The following is a 15,182-nucleotide window of genomic DNA, read 5'->3' on the forward strand; positions in this document are numbered from 1 at the left end:
ATGTTGCATTGTATCTTTTTTTTGCCGTGAATTTCACAAATTCACACTAATTAATTCATGAGAAATTGTGAAATTTTCGACTGGTATTATTGTCAAAATCGAATAAAAAATTATAATTTTTTACAAAGATAATGGATTCTGCTGGCATTAATTGTGGTAAAATTATAATTAACAGGTATTTTGCTTAAATGAAAAAATCCTATTTTCTATCGATTTTATAGGTTATATTTTTAAAAATAGTGAGTAAATTTGCCTTTCACTGATTATAATAATTTCTCTAAAACGTTTTCTGAGAATAATAATCGAAATCGCATTTGGTACGTTTTTCATGAGTAGAAACGTCGTAATTTTACAAAAACACATTTATTATGAATTTATCACAAGAAGATTGGGTTAATCAGCTGGCTGCTGACGAGAATGCAGTTATACTGGACGTAAGAACTGAGGACGAATTTAATGATGGCTATATTGAAAATGCTTTAAACATTGATATCAATAAAGGTCAGGGTTTTATTTATGAAATTGAAGAATTAGATAAAAACAAAAATTACTATGTGTATTGTCGTTCTGGAGCGAGAAGTGCCAAAGCTTGTCAGATTATGAACGAATTAGGTATCGAAAATGCCTATAATCTGCTTGGTGGTATACTGGATTGGGAAGGCGAAACCGTACAACCATAAAAGAGAAGAAGAGGCAATTAAAGCCTCTTTTTTCATTATAATGCTATTAATAACCAAATAATAAACAACCAAATTATGAGTTTAATACCCGAAGAATTTGAAATTAAATCCCTGATAAATCAAGATACTTACCTTGTAAATGGAGAATTAAAACATTGGTCAGGACAAACTACGCCGGTGTTTTCGACGATTTCTTCTACAGAAAAATATACACCTACTTTATTGGGGTCTATTCCATTTATGGGAGAAACTGAAGCTGCAGAAGTAGTTGAAGCTGCAAATGCTGCTTATGATAAAGGGCAAGGTTTATGGCCAACAATGAAAGTTGCTGACCGTATTAAGTGTATGGAGAATTTCGTTAATCAAATGAAAGAAACCCGCGAGGAAGTCGTGAAGTACTTGATGTGGGAAATTGGAAAATCATTGGGTGATTCTCAAAAAGAGTTTGATAGAACGGTTGAATATATTTATGATACTATTGCAAGTTATAAAGAATTAAACGGACGCAGTTCGCATTTTGAAAAAGTACAAGGTGTGAATGCCATGATTCGTCGTGGACCTCTTGGCGTTGTGTTGTGTCTTGGACCTTACAACTATCCTTTAAATGAAACCTTCTCTTTATTGATTCCCGCTTTAATTATGGGAAATACTGTGATCTTTAAGCCGGCTAAACATGGTGTTTTATGTATTTCGCCATTGTTAGAAGCTTTCAGAAGCAGTTTTCCAAAAGGGGTTATCAATATCGTTTATGGTCGTGGTCGTGAAGTAGCTTCTCCAATTATGAAATCTGGTAAAATTGATGTTTTAGCATTAATTGGAAACAGTAAATCGGCAATTGCTTTGCAGGATCAGCATCCAAATAAAAACAGATTGCGTTTGATTTTAGGTTTAGAAGCTAAAAACCCCGCGATTATTTTACCTGATGCCGATTTAGATTTGGCAATTCAAGAATGTATTACCGGAACTTTATCTTTTAACGGACAAAGATGTACGGCATTAAAAGTTTTATATGTTCATGAATCAATTAGAGAAGAATTTAATAAAAGATTCTCTGAAAAAGTTGATGCATTACAATTTGGAAATCCATGGGAAAAAGGAGTGTCTTTAACACCGCTTCCAGAAACAGATAAACCGCATTATATTCAAGGATTAATCGATGATGCAGTTCACAAAGGAGCTGAGATCTTGAATGAAAAAGGCGGAAAACATACTGATAATTACATTTTTCCAGCCGTTTTATATCCAGTAAACAGCAAAATGCGCGTTTACCATGAAGAACAGTTTGGTCCTGTAGTTCCAATTATTTCTTTTAAAGATATTAAAGAACCTTTAGAAGATATGGCTGAATCAAATTACGGACAGCAGGTAAGTTTGTTCGGGAAAGATATTAAAACTCTTGCGCCGCTTATTGATGCTTTAGTAAACTTGGTTTGCAGAGTAAACCTCAACAGTTCTTGTCAAAGAGGACCAGATGCCTTTCCATTTACAGGTCGTAAAGATTCTGCAGTGGGTACTTTAAGTATTCCAGATGCTTTGCGTTCTTTCTCAATTCGTACGTTTGTCGCTTCAAAAGATATCGCTTATAACAATGAAATTCTGCAGGAATTGCTAAACAGCAAAGAATCAAATTTTATAAATACCGATTATATTTTGTAGCATCAAGGTTATATATTAATTGTAGATACCGTCCTTTTCTTTCTAGAATTGGGCGGTTTTTATTTTTAACTGACTCTATAAGAACTAAGAAGCTTTGGTGCTATGTTTTTTTTAATTGTAATTTTATAAAGTTTTGTAACATTGTTTTGAAAATTGGGTCTTATATAAATCAATTTAAATTATCAAATCAAAAACCAGTTTATGAATAAAAGATTATTACGTATTGCATTTATTGCTTTTTTGTTTTTGACGCAAACAGGCTTTGCACAAGAACTTTATATGCCTAGAAATATAAAAGAAGCTTACGAAAAAGGAACTCGTTCTATGGACGGAAAGCCGGGAAAAAATTATTGGCAGAATCATGGAAAATATACAATGGATATTACCGTAGATGCTAAAACAAAAGTAGTAAGCGGAACAGAAACTATTGTTTACGAGAATAACAGTAATAAATCATTAGATAATCTTGTTATTCGATTTGTAAATAATCTGCATAAACCAACTTCACCAAGAGGAGGCGATGTAAGCGATGATTTTTTAAGCAGCGGATTAACGATTACTTCTCTAAAAGTGGATAATGAAGTTTATAAAGAAGATGCTAGAAACTGGGGAACTGTTGGAAATGTTAAACTAAAAAAAGCAATCGCGCCGCAATCTAAAGTTACCATTAATATAGATTGGAATTATCCTTTATCAAAAGAAAGCGGAAGAGAAGGGCAAATCGACGAAACTACATTTTTTGCAGCTTACAGTTATCCTAGAGTTTCGGTTTTTGATGATTATAATGGCTGGGACAGAATACCTCATACAGATCGTCAGGAATTTTACAACGATTTTAATGATTATACCTATTCTGTAAAAGCGCCTAAAAATTATGTGGTTTATGCAACAGGAGATTTCTTGAATCCTGATGAGGTTTTGCAGCCAGAGTTTGCTGCACGTTTGAAAAAATCATATGTGACAGATGAAATTCTGCATATTGCAAATGAGCAGGAAATGAAAAGCGGAATCGTAACGAAACAAAACGATTGGAATGTCTGGAAATTTGAAGCAAACAATATTACTGATGTTTGTTTTGGTTTAAGCGATCACTATTTATGGGATGCCAGCAGTGTTTTGGTTGATAAAAAAACAAATCGACGTGCAAGCGTTCAAGCTGCTTATAATATCACTGGAACTGATTTTGTAAATTCAGTTAAAAATAATCAGTTTGCTTTAGATTGGTTTTCAAATCATTGGCCTGGAATTCCATATCCATATTCTAAAATGACAGCTTTTCAAGGTTTTGCAGACATGGAATATCCAATGATGTGTAACGATTCTCATATGGGAGATCCTCTATTAGCACAATTGGTTCAAGATCATGAAGTAGCACATACTTATTTTCCGTTTTTTATGGGAATCAACGAAACGCGTTATGCTTTTATGGATGAAGGCTGGGCTACAACTTTTGAATATCTGATTAAAATTGCTGAACATGGAAAAGATGCTGCGGATAAATTTTACAAAGGATTTAGAGTAAAAAAATACATTACCGATTTATCGACAGAAGAAGATCAGCCAATAATTTCAATGTCTACACAAGTTTCTGGTGCAGGATATGGAAACAATTCATACGGAAAAGCATCTCTTTCTTATTTAGCTTTAAAGGATTTACTTGGAGATGATTTGTTTAAAAAATCGCTTCATCATTATATGGATACTTGGAACGGAAAGCATCCAATTCCGTGGGATTATTTTTATTCGATGAATACAGGTTCAGGAAAAAACTTGAATTGGTTTTTCAATAACTGGTTTTTTACAAACAATTATATAGATATTTCTATAAAAGAAGTTTCAAAAAATGTTGTCACTATAACAAATCCAGGAGGTTTTGCGATTCCGTTTGATGTGAATGTGATTTATGAAGATAACTCAGCCGAAACGTTTCATCAAACTCCTGCAGTTTGGGAGAGAAATCAAAAAACAGCAAGAGTAACGATTAATACTAAAAAGCAAATTAAAAAAGTTACTTTGGATGGTGGTATTTTTATGGATGCAACACCAATAAATAATAGCTGGCCAGCTAACTAATAAATAAAACAAGTCGTCTTTTTTAATTTTAAGACGGCTTTTTTTTTATTAATTTAGAATAATCGGTTAGGAGTAATTAATTTTAACACATAGAAACATAGGCTCTTACTTATAAAAAAGGCGTTTTACTTAATTAAAATACACAGAGCATGTCTATGTGAAAGAAATGTGTTTCTTTTTGTGTTCTTTTCTAGGCGTAAAATCTAAGTTTCTATGTGTTTAAATAAAATATTTAAGATCCGAGTGAAGCGAGTAGACAAAGTAATTAAATCCTTCATCAGGATTAATGCAGAATTTTTTATTATTCAAAATAAACACAATCAATTATGAAAATAAGTTTACAGAATATTTTAAGGAAAAAACAAATAGCAGTATTTGTTCTTTTTATGCTGACAACTATTGGATTTGCTCAAAGCAAAACGAAAATCGAAATTGGAACAGTGGATAGTATTTTTTCCAAAGTTTTGAATGAGAATAGAAAAATATGGATACATCTTCCAAGAAGTGCTCAAAAAACAGGATTTGCAAAACAAAAATATCCTGTTGTTTATCTGCTTGACGGCGATGCACATTTTACCTCAACTGTTGGAATAATTGAACAGCTAAGTGAGATTAACGGCAACACAAATTGTCCTGAAATGATTGTTGTAGGAATCACAAATACAAATAGAAATCGTGATTTAACTCCAACACATTCAGATGTAGATCTTCCGTTTGTGCCTAAAAATTTAAGCGAGCAATCTGGCGGCGGCGAAAACTTCGCAGCATTTCTCGAAAAAGAGTTAATTCCGTATATCGATACTAAATATCCGACAGCACCTTATAAAACCTTAATAGGACATTCATTTGGAGGGTTAACGGCTATAAATATCTTAACCAATCATACTAATCTATTCAACTCGTATGCGGCTATTGATCCTAGTATGTGGTGGGATCATCAAAAATTTTTAGCGGCAACAACAAAAAAAATAGAAACGAAGAATTTATCGAATGTTTCTCTGTTTATGGCAGCAGCCAACACAATGGATGAAAACATGAATATCGTAAAGGTAAGAAGAGATACTACGGTTTTTACGAGACACATTAGATCGATTTTAGATTTTAATGATTTTTTGAATAAGAATAAAAAAAGCAATCTTAATTATGGGTATAAATATTATAACGATGACAATCATGGTTCAGTGCCCTTAATTGCAACTTACGATGCTATTCGTTTTATATTTAAATTTAATCAATTAAAACTTTCCATATCAGATCGAATCAATTTCAATAAAGCTGTTTTTACCAAAATTGAGAAACATTTTTCCGATGTTTCAAAGCATTTAGGTTACACAGTAAGTGTACCAGAAAGTACAGTTAATGCTTATGCGTATCAATCGCTTGGTAAAAAAAATATGGAATTGGCGGGATATTTATTTAAATTGAATGTTGCCAATTATCCGCAAAGTCCGAATGTTTATGATTCACTTGGAGATTTTTATGCTGCAAATAGCGAGAAAGAAAATGCAATATCTAGTTATAAAAAAGTGCTCGTTTTAGATAAAGATTTTCCAGAAACGAAAGAAAAAATAGATCGACTATTGAAATAATTAATCTTTAATACTAAGTAAAATGTCAGGAGAAAAAGATTTACAGAAATTGCTTAAAAACATGAAGCCCGAACACAACTTGGGTGATTATGTTTTTTGTAAAATTGAAAAGGTTGAGAATATAAATCTAAATGAAATTGAAATGCTTTTTAAAGAGAAAGAGGCTTTCACACTAATTTTAAAAAAAGAAAATGCAGAAAAATTAAATTTAGAATATTCTGTGGTAATGTCATGGATAACACTCTCCGTTCATTCCTCGTTAGAAGCAATTGGATTGACAGCAGCATTTTCTAATGCTCTTTCAGAACACGAAATAAGCTGTAATGTTGTTGCGGCGTATTATCATGATCATATTTTTATTGATAAAAAAGATACCGTAAGAGCAATGGAGATTTTAAGTTCGTTTTCAAAGTAATTTTGGAAAATTATCTTGAGATTCATTGTTTTTAGGAGGTAAATATGTTAATAATGGAGAATATCATTTATTGTATCTCTTTTTATTGTTACTTTTGTAAAAAAATAAAAAATAACCTACATATTTTAATTAATGAAAAAAATCCTACTTTTAATTGTTCTGTTTATTTCGATGAAAAACACAGCACAGAACGATGCCAAATGTAAATTTCAAAAAAACAAATACGAACTTGCCCTTTCTTATTTGAAAAATTTAGATTACCCAAATGCATTGGATCAATTTTCAATTGCTTCAAAACTTAAGCCTGAAAATGAAATAGGGCAAGAGTCTTTAAAAAGAATTGATACTTTAAAAGAAATTCTTAGAAGTAATATTTTAGAGAAGGCATACGGAACTTGGTTAATGACAGGCGATAAACCAAGTTGGACTCTTGATGCTCAAAATAGTTTTAAAAATAAAACGGTTGACGAGCTGGTAGAAATAAATCAGAATGAAATTTTATTTTTTGAACAAGATCGTAAATCAAAAGTAAAAAAGCTTGTTAAAAAAGAGAACCTGGTTTATTATAATAAAGATAAATCAGATTGTTTATTCTCTGCAATTATTTTGTCAGATGGTACAATTTGGAGCTGTTCTGTTGATGAAAAATCTAAAGTACTCCATGTCGTAAATATTGGGAGCCAAAATGAAAAAGGTTTTAGCAAAATTACAGACGGTAACTTAGAGAAATACTTCTCAAGAATATAGTATAAGTCAATACTTTGCAAAAGTAAAAAAGAGAATCTATTATAATAGATTCTCTTTTTTTATATTATAAAAACTTAAAGCCTAGTGAGAAGTTTGAAATACCAGTTTTTAAACTTGCACCAGAAGGGTCAAGATCTGATATTCCTGCCAGATAGCGATAATCTAAAGTAAGTTTCCATAAATCAACCCCAACTCCGCCAAGAATACTGCTGTTGTTCTTTTCGATTGCAATTAAATTAAGGTTATTGTTAGTTTTAATGCTCGAATAGTTTTTCCAGTTGTAACCTGCAAAAATGCGAATATTTCCTAATTTCCCTAATGGAACCACTTTAAAGCCCGCAATAAGAGTAGCATCTGTTCCAGATAGTTCATAATCAGTGCTGCTGGCTCCAGTTTGCGAAAGGCTGAATTTAGATTGTGTGTATCCTAACTCTCCCTGACCATAAAAAAGTAACAAATTTACTCTTGCAAATCCCGCAACACCCATTGCAGTTCCTGAGCTTTTTGAGCTGTAATCACTTGAAATAGGAGAAGTGATATTGTAAGAAACCTGAGGTCCAAATTGTATCAATTGTGCAAAACTGTTCATACTAACGCATAAAAATAATGCTAAAATGAATTTTTTCATAACTGGTTTTTATTTGTTTTTAGATACTATAAAAGTAGATATTAATTAATTATACTAGAAGTTTTTTCTTTCTTTTTTTTATGAGTTCTATTGATTATTAGAATAGTACATCTTATTCTAGATGAAAGAATAGAAATTGAAAATTCATGTAAATTTGTTTTTTAAATAATCAAACAATGGAAATTAAAGAAATTACAGCGGCGGAAACTTGGAATATTAGGCACAATGTAATGTGGCCAGATCAGCCTTTTGAATTTGTACAACTTGAAGAGGACAATTCAGGATTTCATTTTGGAGTTTTTATTGAGGATAAATTAGTTTCTATAGTTTCTTGTTTTATAGTTGGAGAAGAAATGCAATTTCGAAAATTAGCAACTTTGGAGGAATATCAGGGAAAAGGAATTGCTTCTCATCTTTTAAAGCATATTTTACAATTTGCAAAAGAAAAGAATCTAAATAAAGTTTGGTGTAATGCCAGAAGCAATAAAAAATCATTTTATGAGAAATTTGGAATGAAAGATACTTTTAAGATTTTTAGCAAAGCGGGACAGGAATTTACAATAATGGAAATTCTATTTTAGTATGGTTTTATAAATGTTTGATTTGCAACAGGGTAAAAAAATAGTCTTTCAAAAAAAGTAAGTTTTTCAATAAAATAGTTGAATATTAAATTAATGAAAACGTTTTCGTTTTATATAAGTGTTAAACCTTGTTAAAAAACCTTTTTTTGTTTTAATACTTTTATTACTTTCGCACCCAAATGAGAAAGTTAATAGTATTTCTAGTATTCATGAATTTGCTTCTGTTAGGCGGAGGCCAATATCTTAATGCTAATACTTTTTCTCATCATCATCTTCAACAAAAACACAGAGTTAAATTTACAAATCAAGATCGCGGAACTTCAATAATTGAAGATGCTGATATTGATCTTGAAGAAGATCTTCTGGGAAATGATGATACAAATTTACTTACGAATAAGTTTTTTACTGCTTCGTACAGTTTGGTAGACACTTTATATCTGGCACTTTCAGATCAGTCTGCAGCGAATGATTCCAATCGTTTAAAAATTTCTACGCCCCTCTTTGGGCATTCAAATCCTATCTATATTACTCAACGAGTATTAAGAATTTGATTTTAAAGTATACATCGGTTACCTAGTCGTGATCTGCATATCTCGTTGATGTATATTTATTTTTTACTTCTTCTTATATGAAAGTTAAGTTCTGACCAAGGCTGGCTGATGCATTTAATCATCCAAAAGGAATTTTTATTCCAAGCATTCAATCGCTTAATTTCCAAACTAAATCATGAAAAGAATTATCTTGTTCACAGGCTTTATGGCCTTAGTGTGCTTAACTAGCTGTACATCTAAAAAAGAAGAGAAAGAAGAAGCAGAAAAATTCACGGTTACAAATCCCGTTAGAATAGACACTTCGTTTACTAAAGAATATGTTTCGCAGATTAAATCTGTTCGAAATATCGAAATCCGTGCCCAGGAAAAAGGGTTTTTACAGAATATTTACGTTGATGAAGGCCAGTTTGTAAAAGCAGGTCAGTTATTGTTCAGAATTATGCCAAATATGTATCAGGCAGAATTACTTAAAGCGCAGGCAGAACAAAAATCAGTAGAAATCGAATTGCAAAATGCTAAATTATTAGCAGACAAAAACATCGTTTCTAAAAACGAATTAAGTGTGGCTCAAGCTAAATTACAATCTGCAAAAGCAGAAGTAGCATTGGCAAAATTACATTTATCATTCACAGAAATCAGAGCTCCATTTGACGGAACGATCGATAGAATTCCTTTAAAATTAGGAAGCCTTATCGATGAAGGGGAATTATTAACAAGCCTTTCAGACAACAGTCAAATGTTTGCTTACTTCAATGTTTCTGAACCAGAATATATTCAATACCAAACAAATGTTAGTGACCGTGCGGCCAATAAAGTGAATTTGGTTTTGGCAAATGGTGATACTTTTAAAGAAAAAGGTAATGTAGAAGTTATCGAAAGTGAGTTTAACAACGAAACTGGAAATATTGCTTTTAGAGCGAGATTCCCAAACTCAGGAAAACTGCTTCGTAACGGAGAAACTGGACAAGTTCAAATGAACGTTCCGTTGAAAAATGCTATTGTAATTCCGCAGAAAGCGACTTACGAAATTCAAGATAAAAAGTATGTTTTTATAGTGGATAAAAATGATAGAGTGACTTCTAAAGAAATTACAATTACTGGGGAAATTCCTGATTTGTATGTGATAAAAAGCGGACTTACTGAGAATGATAAAATCTTGCTTGAAGGTGTTCAGAAAGTAAAAGAGAAAGACAAAATTAAATACGGATTTGAATCTCCTGAAAAGGTAATTAATAACCTGCGCTTAAAAGCAGAGTAAATTTTAGTGTTCAGTTTTTAAAAATGAGCTGTTAACATATTGATTTCCTTTTTAGTTTAATCATTTAAAAAATATAAAAATGTTTAATAAATTTATTCAAAGACCAGTATTGTCGATAGTGATATCGCTGATAATTGTCTTTTTAGGGGTATTGTCTGTATTAAATTTACCTATTACCCAATTCCCTACAATTTCACCGCCAATGGTGAATGTTACTGCAGATTATCCTGGATCGAATGGTGAGTTGATGATCAAGGCAGTTGTTATTCCGTTAGAAAGAGCCTTAAATGGAGTTCCTGGAATGAAATATATGGCTTCTGATGCCGGAAATGATGGTGAAGCGACTATAAAAGTTGTATTTAATTTAGGAACAGATCCAAATCAGGCCGCAATTAACGTTCAAAACCGTGTAGCTTCGGTTACCAATAAATTACCTCCGTTAGTTATTAGAGAAGGTATTAAAATTACACGAGAAGTACCGAGTATGTTGATGTACGTGAATCTTTACAGTACAGACAAAAATACCGATATGAAGTTCTTATATAACTATGCTGATATCAACGTACTTTCTGAATTAAAAAGGGTAAATGGTATTGGTTCTGGAGATATCTTAGGAACACGTGAATATGCTATGCGTATTTGGTTGAAACCAGATCGTATGCTGGCTTATAAAATTTCTGCCGATGAGATAATGGAAGCATTATCTAGTCAGAGTTTAGAAGCTTCTCCAGGTAAAACAGGAGAAAGTTCTGGTAAACGTTCTCAAGCATTTGAATATGTATTGAAATATTCAGGGCGTTTTACAACAAAAGAGCAATATGAGAATATTGTGGTAAAAGCAAATTCAAATGGTGAGCTTTTACGATTGAAAGATGTTGCCAAAATTGAGTTTGGAAGCTCGATGTATGATATTTATTCAAATTTGAATGGAAAACCATCTGCTGCTATTGTATTAAAACAATCTTTTGGAAGTAATGCAAATCAGGTTATTGAAGAAGTTAAAGCTAAACTGGAAAAAATTAAAACAAGATTTCCAAAAGGAATGGATTATGAAATTTCTTATGACGTTTCTAAATTCTTAGATGCATCTATCGAAAAAGTAATCCATACTTTAGTTGAAGCATTTATTCTGGTAGGTTTAGTAGTTTTCCTTTTCTTAGGAGACTGGCGTTCAACAGTTATTCCTGCAATTGCAGTACCAGTATCGTTGATAGGAACTTTTGTGTTCATGACATTCTTCGATATTTCATTAAACTTGATTACGTTATTTGCTTTGGTTTTGGCAATTGGAGTCGTCGTCGATGATGCAATTGTGGTTATCGAAGCCGTTCACGCCAAGATGGAAGAAGAACATCTCTCGCCATTTAAAGCAACTAAAAAAGCGATGCACGAGATTGCAGGAGCGATTATTGCAATTACATTCTTAATGGCGGCAGTATTTATTCCAGTTGCATTTATGTCAGGTCCTGTTGGAGTATTTTACAGACAATTCTCTGTAACGATGGCAACTGCAATCATACTTTCTGGTATTGTGGCTTTAACATTGACACCAGCACTTTGTGCGATGATGTTAAAAAATAATCATGGCCAGCCTAAAAAGAAAACACCAGCAAATAGATTTATAGATGCTTTTAACGAAAAGTTCAATTTAGCACAAGGTAAATACCAAAATCTATTAGGTAAAATTGTTAATAGAAGAGTCGTTACTATTGTTGCGCTTTTAGTTTTTTGTGCTGGAACATGGATAATAAGCAGTACTGTTCCTTCAGGATTTATTCCTAATGAAGATCAGGGAATGTTTTATGCTGTGATTCAGACACCTCCAGGTTCTTCTTTAGAAAGAACTAATAATATTGCTGAGCGAGTTCAAAAAATTGCCGAAGATATCGACGGAGTGAAATCAGTTTCTTCATTGGCAGGTTATGAAATTTTGTCTGAAGGTACAGGAGCAAACTCTGGAACGTGTTTGGTTAACTTGAAAGACTGGAATGATCGAAAAGAATCTGTTGTTGAGATTATGCATGAAATGGAGGAAAAATGTAAAGATATTACAGGTGCTAATATCGAATTTTTCCAACCGCCTGCTGTACCTGGATATGGTGCTGCTGGAGGGTTTGAGCTCCGTTTATTGGATAAAACCGGTTCTGTAGATTATAAGAGAATGGAACAGGTAAATAACGATTTTGTTGCTGAATTGAACAAACAGCCAGAATTATCAAACGTATTTAGTTTTTATAGTTCTAGTTTCCCTCAATACATGATGAAAGTCGATAATGACTTGGCACAGCAAAAAGGTGTTTCGATCGAAAACGCCATGAATACTTTGTCAACACTTGTGGGAAGTAACTACGAAATTAGTTTTATCAAATTTGGTATTAACTATAAAGTAATTGTTCAAGCTTCACCAGAGTATCGCGCGCAGCCAGATGATATTCTAAAACTGTACGTGAAAAACAATCGTGATGAAATGGTGCCTTTTTCTGCTTTCATGAAATTAGAAAAAGTGTACGGACTTTCGGAAATTACACGTCATAATATGTACACTTCTACACAAATTAGTGGTTCTCCTGCTGCGGGTTACAGTTCTGGTACAGCGATTAAAGTTATTCAGGAAGTTGCTGCTAAAAAATTGCCAAGAGGTTATGACATTGACTGGGCAGGTATTTCTGCTGATGAGGTTGCTCAAGGAAATCAAGCTATTTGGGTATTCTTAATTTGTTTAGGATTCGTTTACTTAGTTTTAGCAGCTCAATATGAGAGTTTTATTCTGCCATTATCAGTGATTTTCTCATTGCCTGCAGGTATTTTTGGAGCGTTCCTTTTATTAAAACTAACAGGATTAGAGAATAATATTTATGCACAAGTTGCTATGGTAATGCTTATTGGTTTATTAGGTAAAAATGCCGTATTGATTGTAGAGTTCGCGATACAAAGACACGCAGCTGGTAAGTCGGTTTTAGATGCAGCTATGGAAGGTGCAAAAGCAAGGTTCCGTCCAATTTTAATGACTTCATTTGCTTTTATCGCGGGATTATTGCCGCTTACATTTGCAACAGGTCCAGGTAGAATTGGTAACAGAACAATTGGTACTGCAGCCGCTGGAGGTATGCTTATAGGAACTATTTGCGGTGTATTTGTAATTCCAGGCTTGTATTTCATTTTTGCCAAAATTGCCGAGAAACACAAACTGGTAAAACATGAAGAAGAAAATCCATTAACAGAAGAAATTGACAACAATCATGTATAAATTCAAATCATATCAATATGGTATTGCATTAGGTATTTGTCTTACGGTTGCAGGGTGTAAAGCCCCTGCGCCTGAGGCAGCAATAACTACAAGCACACCAGTTCCTGAGTCATTTGGAACAACAGCACCAACTCAGGATGCAAATAATAATACAGCCGCTTTAGCTTGGAAAGATTACTTTAAAGATCAGAATCTTGTAGATTTAATTGATGTTGCACTGAAGAACAATCAAGAGTTAAACATTACTTTACAGGAAATCGAAATCGCAAAGAACGATATTCGTGTAAAGAAAGGACTTTTATTACCAACAGTTGGTGTTCGCGCCGGTGCTGGAGTAGAAAAAGTGGGTAGATATACCAGTCAAGGTGCAGGTGATGCTTCTACCGAAATTAAGCCTGGTAAAGAAATGCCGGATCCACTTGGAGATTTTACCATTTCAGCGTATGCAAATTGGGAAGTAGATATTTGGAAAAAACTGCGTAATTCTAAAAAAGCAGCTTTAAACAGATATTTAGCAACCGTTGAAGGTAAAAACTTTGTGATTACAAACCTCATCGCTGAAGTTGCCGATTCTTATTATGAATTAATGGCTTTAGATAATCAGTTGGATATTGTAAAACAAACGATAAAATTACAGACAAATGCTTTAGAAATTGTAAAAATTCAAAAGCAGGCGGCAAGAGCAACTGAGTTAGGAGTTAAGAAATTTGAAGCTGAGGTTTTAACTTCACAAAGTATGGAGTTTGATATTCTACAACAGATAAAAGAAGCTGAAAACAAGATCAACTTTTTGCTTGGAAGATATCCGCAGGAAATTAAAAGAACAAGCAATACTAATTTCTTAAGTTTATTGCCGGCTGTTGTAAGTTCTGGAATTCCATCACAATTGTTAGCGAATCGCCCAGATGTGAAGCAAGCAGAATTAGAATTAGTAGCATCAAAATTAGATGTAAAAGTAGCTCGTGCTGAGTTTTATCCTTCTTTAGATATTACAGCAGCAATTGGAGTAAATGCATTTAAACCTTCTTATTTGTTTACCATGCCAGAATCGCTTTTATATTCATTGGCAGGCGATCTTGTGGCACCTTTGATTAACAGAAATGCAATTAAAGCGGAATTTGCGAGTGCAAATGCAAGACAGCTTCAAGCGTTGTATAATTATGATAGAACGGTTTTAAATGCTTATTTAGAAGTTTCAAATCAATTGTCTAAAATTCAGAATCTTCAAAAAGGTTACGATCTTAAATCAAAACAAGTAGACGCTTTAAATACTTCAATAGACGTTTCAAACGATTTGTTTAAGTCGGCAAGAGTAGATTATTTCGAAGTTTTGATGACGCAGCGTGATGCATTAGAAGCCAAACTAGAATTGGTAGATACTAAAAAAGAACAATTAAATGCTGCAGTCCATGTTTACAGAGACTTGGGCGGCGGATGGAAATAATTTTGCCTGTTAATTTGTAGAAAAAAAGCCTTTCGGAAGTGAAGTTCTGAAAGGCTTTTTTAAGAATATATTTTTTGTAAGAAAATTATTTTGTATTTGCAATTCACCGATCTGAAAAAGTGAGCCTAAACCTCGGGAGCTATTATTAGTTTTCGGGGTTTTTTTATGCCTTTTAAATTTCTCCCTATTATTAAATTTAATATTTTTCTTATTTATTTTAAACTATTTAATATATTTAATATATTTACTTTATAAATATGTAATAATTTATTTACTTAAATACCACTTCTCATAATTGATTAAGGTAAATCTA

At 32.7% G+C, this 15,182-nt stretch carries 12 protein-coding genes; 11 read left to right on the plus strand and 1 reads right to left on the minus strand.

What is annotated here, in order from left to right; translation table 11 throughout:
* Nucleotides 1–368: 368 nt before the first annotated feature.
* The 6 genes from B0A81_RS13875 (at nt 369) to B0A81_RS13900 (ending at nt 7,160) form a co-directional block, all read left to right on the plus strand.
* A complete protein-coding gene (locus tag B0A81_RS13875) occupies nt 369–680 on the plus strand; it encodes a rhodanese-like domain-containing protein (protein ID WP_071634709.1) in 312 nt (103 codons plus the stop codon).
* Nucleotides 681–755: 75 nt separating this feature from the next.
* Complete coding sequence (locus tag B0A81_RS13880; protein WP_089058595.1) at nt 756–2,336, plus strand: NADP-dependent glyceraldehyde-3-phosphate dehydrogenase; 1,581 nt, start codon at nt 756–758, stop codon at nt 2,334–2,336.
* A gap of 201 nt (nt 2,337–2,537) precedes the next feature.
* Nucleotides 2,538–4,409: a M1 family metallopeptidase gene (locus tag B0A81_RS13885; RefSeq protein WP_089058596.1), complete on the plus strand. Its 1,872-nt coding sequence runs from the start codon at nt 2,538–2,540 to the stop codon at nt 4,407–4,409.
* A 326-nt stretch (nt 4,410–4,735) separates the two neighbouring features.
* A complete protein-coding gene (locus tag B0A81_RS13890) occupies nt 4,736–5,998 on the plus strand; it encodes an alpha/beta hydrolase-fold protein (RefSeq protein WP_089058597.1) in 1,263 nt (420 codons plus the stop codon).
* A 22-nt stretch (nt 5,999–6,020) separates the two neighbouring features.
* On the plus strand, nt 6,021–6,413 hold the full coding sequence (locus B0A81_RS13895; protein ID WP_089058598.1) for an ACT domain-containing protein: 393 nt from the start codon (nt 6,021–6,023) through the stop codon (nt 6,411–6,413).
* Between the two features lie 132 nt (nt 6,414–6,545).
* Nucleotides 6,546–7,160: a hypothetical protein gene (locus B0A81_RS13900; protein WP_089058599.1), complete on the plus strand. Its 615-nt coding sequence runs from the start codon at nt 6,546–6,548 to the stop codon at nt 7,158–7,160.
* A gap of 64 nt (nt 7,161–7,224) precedes the next feature.
* Here the strand turns inward: B0A81_RS13900 and B0A81_RS13905 are convergent, their stop codons facing one another.
* Nucleotides 7,225–7,788 (minus strand): outer membrane beta-barrel protein, encoded by a 564-nt coding sequence (locus tag B0A81_RS13905; protein WP_089058600.1) that lies wholly within the window; start codon nt 7,786–7,788, stop codon nt 7,225–7,227.
* A gap of 176 nt (nt 7,789–7,964) precedes the next feature.
* On the opposite strand from B0A81_RS13905, the gene B0A81_RS13910 reads away from it, so the two are divergent.
* The 5 genes from B0A81_RS13910 to B0A81_RS13930 all read left to right on the plus strand — a co-directional run bounded on the left by B0A81_RS13910 (nt 7,965) and on the right by B0A81_RS13930 (nt 14,869).
* Nucleotides 7,965–8,369, plus strand: a complete 405-nt coding sequence (locus B0A81_RS13910) for a GNAT family N-acetyltransferase (protein WP_089058601.1) — start codon at nt 7,965–7,967, stop codon at nt 8,367–8,369.
* Between the two features lie 179 nt (nt 8,370–8,548).
* The gene (locus tag B0A81_RS13915; RefSeq protein ID WP_089058602.1) at nt 8,549–8,920 is read left to right on the plus strand and encodes a hypothetical protein; all 372 of its coding nucleotides are present in this window, start codon (nt 8,549–8,551) and stop codon (nt 8,918–8,920) included.
* Nucleotides 8,921–9,095: 175 nt separating this feature from the next.
* Nucleotides 9,096–10,178: an efflux RND transporter periplasmic adaptor subunit gene (locus B0A81_RS13920; protein WP_089058603.1), complete on the plus strand. Its 1,083-nt coding sequence runs from the start codon at nt 9,096–9,098 to the stop codon at nt 10,176–10,178.
* Nucleotides 10,179–10,257: 79 nt separating this feature from the next.
* Nucleotides 10,258–13,425, plus strand: coding sequence for an efflux RND transporter permease subunit (locus tag B0A81_RS13925; protein WP_089058604.1), 3,168 nt, complete (start codon nt 10,258–10,260; stop codon nt 13,423–13,425).
* Nucleotides 13,418–14,869, plus strand: coding sequence for a TolC family protein (locus tag B0A81_RS13930; RefSeq protein ID WP_089058605.1), 1,452 nt, complete (start codon nt 13,418–13,420; stop codon nt 14,867–14,869). Before B0A81_RS13925 ends, B0A81_RS13930 begins: the two co-directional genes overlap by 8 nt.
* The last annotated feature ends 313 nt before the right edge of the window (nt 14,870–15,182 follow it).

It is taken from the genome of Flavobacterium plurextorum (genome assembly GCF_002217395.1).
GTDB classification, from domain to species: domain Bacteria; phylum Bacteroidota; class Bacteroidia; order Flavobacteriales; family Flavobacteriaceae; genus Flavobacterium; species Flavobacterium plurextorum.